This window comes from Glycomyces lechevalierae, from assembly GCF_027622945.1.
In the GTDB taxonomy this organism is placed as follows: Bacteria; Actinomycetota; Actinomycetes; order Mycobacteriales; family Micromonosporaceae; genus Glycomyces; species Glycomyces rutgersensis.
Genome location: NZ_JAPZVQ010000003.1, coordinates 376,666 through 383,614, shown reverse-complemented (window position 1 = coordinate 383,614; position 6,949 = coordinate 376,666). Strand labels below are relative to the sequence as shown.

Annotated in this window: 6 protein-coding genes; 3 read left to right on the top strand and 3 right to left on the bottom strand. The window is 72.8% G+C overall.

Going from position 1 to position 6,949, the window contains the following annotated elements:
• Positions 1 to 97: 97 nt before the first annotated feature.
• From O2L01_RS08115 to O2L01_RS08105, 3 genes are read right to left on the bottom strand one after another with little or no spacing between them, the layout of a single operon-like run.
• Positions 98 to 712: a hypothetical protein gene (locus O2L01_RS08115; RefSeq protein WP_270121408.1), complete on the bottom strand. Its 615-nt coding sequence runs from the start codon at positions 710 to 712 to the stop codon at positions 98 to 100.
• On the bottom strand, positions 709 to 1,551 hold the full coding sequence (locus O2L01_RS08110; protein ID WP_270121407.1) for a sulfurtransferase: 843 nt from the start codon (positions 1,549 to 1,551) through the stop codon (positions 709 to 711). The genes O2L01_RS08115 and O2L01_RS08110 overlap by 4 nt, the downstream gene beginning before the upstream one ends.
• A 10-nt stretch (positions 1,552 to 1,561) precedes the next feature.
• Positions 1,562 to 2,032 (bottom strand): deaminase, encoded by a 471-nt coding sequence (locus O2L01_RS08105; RefSeq protein WP_270121406.1) that lies wholly within the window; start codon positions 2,030 to 2,032, stop codon positions 1,562 to 1,564.
• A gap of 251 nt (positions 2,033 to 2,283) precedes the next feature.
• On the opposite strand from O2L01_RS08105, the gene O2L01_RS08100 reads away from it, so the two are divergent.
• Genes O2L01_RS08100 through O2L01_RS08090 form a run of 3 tightly spaced genes read left to right on the top strand, consistent with a single transcriptional unit; the run spans position 2,284 to position 6,947 of the window.
• Positions 2,284 to 3,552: an MCP four helix bundle domain-containing protein gene (locus tag O2L01_RS08100; RefSeq protein WP_270121405.1), complete on the top strand. Its 1,269-nt coding sequence runs from the start codon at positions 2,284 to 2,286 to the stop codon at positions 3,550 to 3,552.
• Positions 3,549 to 4,505, top strand: coding sequence for a glutamate ABC transporter substrate-binding protein (locus tag O2L01_RS08095; RefSeq protein ID WP_270121404.1), 957 nt, complete (start codon positions 3,549 to 3,551; stop codon positions 4,503 to 4,505). Before O2L01_RS08100 ends, O2L01_RS08095 begins: the two co-directional genes overlap by 4 nt.
• Before the next feature lie 9 nt (positions 4,506 to 4,514).
• On the top strand, positions 4,515 to 6,947 hold the full coding sequence (locus tag O2L01_RS08090) for a serine/threonine-protein kinase (protein WP_270121403.1): 2,433 nt from the start codon (positions 4,515 to 4,517) through the stop codon (positions 6,945 to 6,947).
• Positions 6,948 to 6,949 lie beyond the last annotated feature (2 nt).

Genomic DNA, 6,949 nt, shown 5'->3' with positions numbered 1-6,949 from the left:
CCCCCCCCCCCCCCCGGGGCGGCGGGCGCTGGCTAGGCGGCGGACCGCGAAAGGCCGCCGGGCGAGCGCCCGGCGGCCTTTCGCGTCGAATGGTGCGTCAGCCGGCCTGTTCGGCATACGCGGTGGCGATGCCCTTGGCGAGGTCGGTGAAGCCGGCGACGAGGTCGTTGACCGCGGCCGGGTCGGTGTCCGCCGGGGTGGTGTAGCGCATCTCGAAGATGGTGCCGCCGTCGTACCAGCCCATCTCGAGGGCGGGGCCCGCGCCGGTGTCCTCGGTGTGGACGATCCAGTAGGCGGCCTCGCCGAGGCCGTCGACGGACTCGGTGCCGTCGGCGAGCTGGTCCTCGTAGACCTCGACCGTGGCCTCGGTGCCGATGACGAACAGCGTCAGGTCCGGGTACGCGGCCTCGCCGGTCTGGACGGCGCAGGTGAGCTGGGCCGGGGCGTCCTCGCCCTCGGTCTCGCCGGGGCCGCCCGAGGCGAAGCGGAAGTCCTCGCCGGTGACGGTGTCGAGGGTCGCGCCGTCGATGAGCGGGCAGGCGCCCGCCGCGTCGGCCAGGTCGAGCTCGACCGGCTCGGACGCGGAGGAGGACTCGCTCGACTCGTTCGCGGCGGAGTTCGCCGGCTCCTCGCCCGAGGGCGAGCCGTCGTCGCTGCAGCCGGCCAGGGCCAGCAGGAACGCGGCCGGGACCGCGATGAGCGCGCGCTTCATCGTTCCTCCCCTGTTGCGACATCCCCGGTGGCGACCTCGCGGCCTCGCGAGACCCAGTCGCTCCAAGAGCCGATGTACACCGGCGGCGTCGGCAGGCCCGCGGCGGTCACGGCCAGCGCGGTGCGCGCCGCGCCCACGCCGGAGCCGCAGTAGAAGGCCGCGTCCTGGTGCGGCGCATAGCGTTCGCGGAGGCGGTCGGTGTCGGCGAGGTCGTCCTCGCCGAGGAAGAGGTTGATCGCGCCGGGCACGTGGCCGGCGACGGGGTCGACCGGCTCCATCTCGCCGCGGTAGCGCTCGGGGGCGCGCACGTCCACGAGTTCGCGGGTGGCGGCCCATTCGGCGGCGGCCTCGGCGTCGAGGACCGGGAGGCGCCCGGGCTTGACGTGGACGTTGCCGGGGCGGGGCGCCACGACCTGGGTCTCGATTGGGAGTCCGGCGCCGGTCCAGGCCTTGATGCCGCCTTGGAGGACCTGGACGTGGTCGATGCCGGCCCAGCGGAGGGTCCACCAGGTGCGGGCGGCGGCCAAGCCAATTGACGGCTCGCCAGCGTCGCCGAAGGGGCCGTCGCCGTCGTCGTAGACGAGCACGTGGGAGTCGTCGTTCACGCCGGCGGCGCGCAGGACCGCTTGCAGCGCTTCGGGTTCGGGCAGCGGGTGGCGGCCGCCGACCGGGCCGACCGGGCCGCACACGTCCCGGTCGAAGTCGAGCCGGACCGCGCCGGGCAGGTGCCCTTCGGCGTAGTCGGCGTCCCGCGACGGTCCCCCGAGCGTCCAGCGGACGTCGAGCCGGACCGATTCGTGCAGTTCGGCGGCCGCAGCGGCACCGATCAATGGCCTCATGGGTCCCAGATTAACGGAGGTGCGCGTTGGGGCGTTCGGCCGCGTCCGCGAATTCGGGCATCACGGTCACAACCACGCCGTTCTCGCGCAGGATCGCGTCGCCGCCGGGCGCGTCGACGAAGTTGCGCGGCTCGCCGAGCGCGTAGACGACACGCGCGACGCCGGCGGCGATGAGCAGGCGCGCGCACGGGTCGGGCCGGGAGGCGCGGTGGCCGCAGGGCTCCATGGAGGAGTAGGCGGTCGCGCCGCGCGCGGCGGTTCCCGCTTGGCGGAGGGCGACCTCCTCGGCGTGGTCGCTCGGGTCCTCGGCGCGCGAGTAGCCTTCACCCACGGCCTCGCCGTCTGCGACGATGACGGCGCCGACGCTGAAGGCGGTGTCGGACGGCGGGCATCGCTCGGCGAGCGCGACGGCGCGCGCCATCCAGCGCGGGTCATCCACTGTGGAATCAGACTCGGTGGAATAGGATTCGGCGTTCGGCACGGTCCCACCGTACCGCCGCGAGGGCCGTCCGGGACGGCGCAAGGCGGTAGTCACCGGTGCTTGCCGGGGGCCGATACCATGTGGGGGTCCCCCGACACTCCAGCCACGTCAGACGTGCGCGCGGCGAACGATTCCAGAGGCCCGCGGGTCGCCGATCAAGTGAGGTGCAGTAGTTGTCCGTCCAGTCCCCTCCCGCTCCGACACAGGCGCCCAGCGCTCCTGCTGCAACCGGGCAGCGACGGTTCGACCGCGTGCTGGCCGCACTGCGGTTCACGCCGGGGCAGCTCCGCGGCGTGCTCGCGGTGATCGCGGCGCTCATCCTCGGGGCCGGGATCACCGGCATGACCGCGATCCTCGCGAAGTCCGCCGTCATCGAGGAGACCACCAGCCAGTCCGGGCGGCTCTCCGTGGCGGCGCTGTCGCTGTACCAGGCGCTCTCGCAGGCCGACGCGACCGCCGCGTCCTCGTACCTCACGGCGGGCACGCCCTCCGATGAGATGAACCAGACCTACCGCGTCGCGATGCGCGACGCAACGGTCGCTTTGGCAACGGCCGCAGGGGAAGTGAAGACCCCGGCGGACACCGCGCTGGTGGCCGAGCTGAACGCGCGCATGCCGGTGTACACCGGCCTGGTCGAGACCGCGCGCACGTTCAACCGCCTCGGCGAGCCCGTGGGCGCGACCTACCAGGAGCAGGCCTCGACGCTCATGCGCGAGGAGATGCTGCCGAAGGCGCACGACCTGCAGGAGAACTCGCTCGGGCAGTTGAACGAGTCGCGCTCGGACGCGGCCGCGTTCCCCTGGGCCGCCGCGGCGCTCGCCGCCGCCGCGCTCGGCACGCTCGTGTGGGCGCAGATGTGGCTCTCGCGCAAGACGAACCGCGTGTTCAACCTCGGGCTCGTCGGCAGCACCGTGCTGCTCGTGGCGTTCGCGGGGTGGCTCACGATGGCCTCGCTGGCGTCCGCGAGCCACACCAACCGGTCCCATGAGGACGGTTCGGGGCCGCTGGAGCTGCTGGCCGAAGCCGAGATCACCGCCCAGCAGGCGCGAGCCGAGGAATCGCTCGTGCTCATCGCGCGCGGCGAGGACCAGGAGGCCGCCGAGCGCTTCGAGGAGCACTTCAAGGCGCTGACCGACCAGGGCCGATTGCTCGACCGGCTCGATGAGGCGTTCGCGGACGACGCCGAGCTCTCCGCGAACATCGACACCGCCCGCGAGGCCGCCGAGACCTGGCGCAGCGGGCACGACGAGGTCGTCAAACTCGCCCAGGGCGGCAAGTACAACGAGGCCGTGGCGCTCGTCGTCGGCGAGGACGACACGAGCCTGTGGGCGTCCTTCACGACCCTCAACGACGCCTTGACCGAGGCGACCGACGTCAGCGCCGAACGCTTCGCCGAGAGCACCAACGACGCCCAGCGGGCCCTCGCGGGCGCCGCGGCCGGGCTCGCGGCACTCGCGCTCGGGGCGCTCATCTGCGCCGCGGTCGGCATCCAGTTGCGAGTGGCGGAGTACTACGCATGATTCGACACCAGATCCGTCTCGCGGCCGCTGCCGCCGCCTGCCTCGTCCTCGCGGCCTGCTCGCAGCCGGCCGACATGGGCCCGCCGGAGGTCGACGTCCCCACGCCGCTGCCGTCCGGGATCGACTTCTCCCCCGAGATCGACACCGCGCCGGTCGACGAGAGCTGCGAACCGCTCGCGTCCTACAACCCCGGCTCGACCACCGCGGCCCAGGCGCTCGCGCAACTCGACAGCCAGGACCAGATCAGCATCGGCGTCAGCCAGTCCACGAACCTCATGGGCTACATCGACCCCGCGACGAACACGCCCGCCGGGTTCGACATCGACATCGCCACGGCCGTCGCGCAGGCGATCCTCGGCCCGGACGCGAACATCCGCTGGGTCCCGATGACCTCGGGCGAGCGCGAGGACGCCGTCAACGGCGACCGGGTCGACATGGTCGTGCGCACCATGACCATGAACTGCAAGCGCTGGTCGAACGTCGAGTTCTCCGCCGAGTACTTCCACGCCGGGCAGCGCCTGCTCGTGCCCAGGGACTCCGGGATCACCGGCCTCGCCGACCTCGCCGAGGACCACCGGGTGTGCACCGGCAACGGCTCGACCTCGGTGCGCACCATCGCGGACCAGTCCGCCGCGCAGGCGGTCACGGTGCCCGACTTCAACGACTGCCTCGTCCTGCTCCAGCAGGGCACGGTCGACGCGATCACCAGTGACGACACGATCCTCGCCGGCATGGCCGCCCAGGACCCGACCCTCGAGGTCGTGGGCGAGGCGTTCTCCCAGGAGCCGTACGGGATCGCGTTCCAGAAGGGCAACACCGACCTCGCCCGCTTCGTCAACAAGGCGCTCGCCGACCTCATCGCGGACGGCACCTGGCAGACCGCCTACGACAAGTGGCTCAAAGGACCGCTGGGCGTCGCGGGCGCCCCGCCGAGCCCCCAGTACCGGGATTAAGGGAGCGCCATGAGCGACCAGCAGCCGCCTCCAGAGCACACCCAGCGGTACCAGCCGGGCGCCTACCAGCCCGAGGGCGAGGCCACCGACACCGTCAGCATCCGCAAGCGGCTCAACACGCCTCCCGCGGTGCCGCCGCAGCCGGGCTTCGCGCCCGCGCCGCCCGGCCCGCCCGGGACCAACGCCGTGCCGCCGGTGGCCGCGCCGAACTCCGCGCCGCCCATGGCCGCCCCGGTCGCGCCGAACTCGGCGCCGCCGGTCTCGCCGCCGCTGCCGCAGCCCGGGACGCAGGGCATGGTGCCCGCCGGCGCGATGCCGTCACCGCCCCCGGCTCCCTACCGGGCGCCCGCCGCGCCGCTGCCGCAGCCGATCACCGGCCCCGTCACGCGCTCCACGACGAGCAGCACCCGCCAGCGCGGGGGCCTCTCGGACATGCCGCCCGTGCCGCCGCGCGACCCCGCCGAAGCGGTCATGGAGCACCCGCAGGTCCCTGAGCACAAACGGTTCTGCTCCGCGTGCGGCAAGCCCGTCGGGCGGCCCCAGGCCGGCCGCGCGGGCCGCGTCGAGGGCTACTGCGCGCACTGCCGCACCCGCTACTGGTTCACGCCCGCGCTCAGCCCCGGGGACCTCCTCTCCGACCGGTACGAAGTGCTGGGCGCGATCGCGCACGGCGGCCTCGGCTGGATCTACCTCGCGAACGACAAGAACTTCGCGGACGACCTGACGCAGCGCTGGGTCGTCATCAAGGGCCTCATCAACACCTCGGACGAGGACGCGATCGAGGCCGCGATCAACGAGCGGCGCTTCCTCGTCGGCATCGACCACCCGAACGTGGTCGACATCCACGACTTCGTCACGGCCGCGGACCCGCGCTCGGGCCAGCTCCAGTCGTACATCGTCATGGAGTACCTGGCCGGGAAGTCCTTGCGGGACATCAGGGACGCGGTCGACGAGAACGGCGAGCGCCACCCGCTGCCGCTGGAGCAGGTGCTCACCTACACCGCCGAGCTGCTGCCCGCGTTCAGCTACCTGCACGACCGGGGCCTGCTGTTCTGCGACTTCAAGCCGGACAACATGATCCACGTCGAGACCTGGCTCAAGCTCATCGACCTCGGCGCGGTGCGCCACGTCGACGACATGGAGTCGGCGATCTACGGCACGCCCGGGTACTCGGTCCCGAACGACGAGATCCTGTCCGTCGGGCCCTCGGTCACCTCGGACCTGTACACGATCGGCCGCTCGATGGCCGTGCTCGCCTTGGACTTCAAGGGGTTCACGAGCACGTACCGGGACAAGCTGCCGCCGGCCTCCGAAGCGCCCGTGTTCAACGAGTTCGGGGCGTTCCACCGGCTGCTGCTGCGCGCCACGAACGCCGACCCGCGCTCGCGGTTCCAGGACGCGGACGAGATGCGCACCCAGGTGCGCGGCGTGCTGCACGAGGTGCAGTCGGTGCAGAAGGGCGAGCCGCGGTTCGAGCCGTCGACGCTGTTCAGCGGCGAGCAGGCCGTGTTCGGCGAGCCCGACGTGGAGTACGACGTGCACGCCGTGGGCGACCCGTTCGACGTCGCGCACGCGCTGCCGACGCCGATGGTCGACCTCGCGGACCCGATGGCCGCGTTCATGGCGACGCTCCAGGCGACCGACGCCGCCGGGATCCTCGCCGAACTGAACGCCGCGCCCGTGCAGAGCCCCGAGGTGCAGCTGCGGCGCGTGCGCACGCTCGTCAACGCCGGTGAGCTCCACCAGGCGGCGGCCGCGCTCGACCAGTTCGCGCAGCGCGAGGGCAACACCTGGCAGGTCACCTGGCTGCGCGGCACGATCTCGCTGCTCGCGGCCGACTTCCACACGGCCGCAGCGCATTTCGACGCCGTCTACTCGCACCTCCCCGGAGAGCTGGCCCCGCGCCTGGCGCTGGCGGCGTGCGCGGAGATGGCCGGCCGCCGGGACCTGGCGCTGCCGCACTACACGCGGATCTGGACCTGCGACCACCGGTTCGTCTCGGCCGCTTACGGTCGCGCGCGCCTGCTCGACCTCGAGGGGAGCTCGACGGAGGCGATCACGACGCTGCACCAGGTCCCGAAGACCTCGGCGCAGTACGGGATCGCGCAGACCGCGGCGATCCAGACGGCGCTGCACTCGCGCACGTCGCCGCCGTCGCTGCTCGACCTGCACCACATGGCCGGGCGGCTCGACGAGTTGAAGCTCGAGCCGCGGCGGCGCCACCTCGTGTCGACCCGGATCCTGCACTCGGCGCTCGACACGGTGCTGCGCACCGGGCCCGCGCACGAGCCGCGCGTGTTCGGCGCGCAGCCGGAGGAGCGGGAGCTGCGCCTGGCGCTGGAGCGGACCTACCGTGACCTCGCCCACGCCTGCACCCGCCGAGAGGACCAGGTGTACTACTTCGACCTGGCGAACGCACACCGCCCCCGCACGATGCTGTAGCG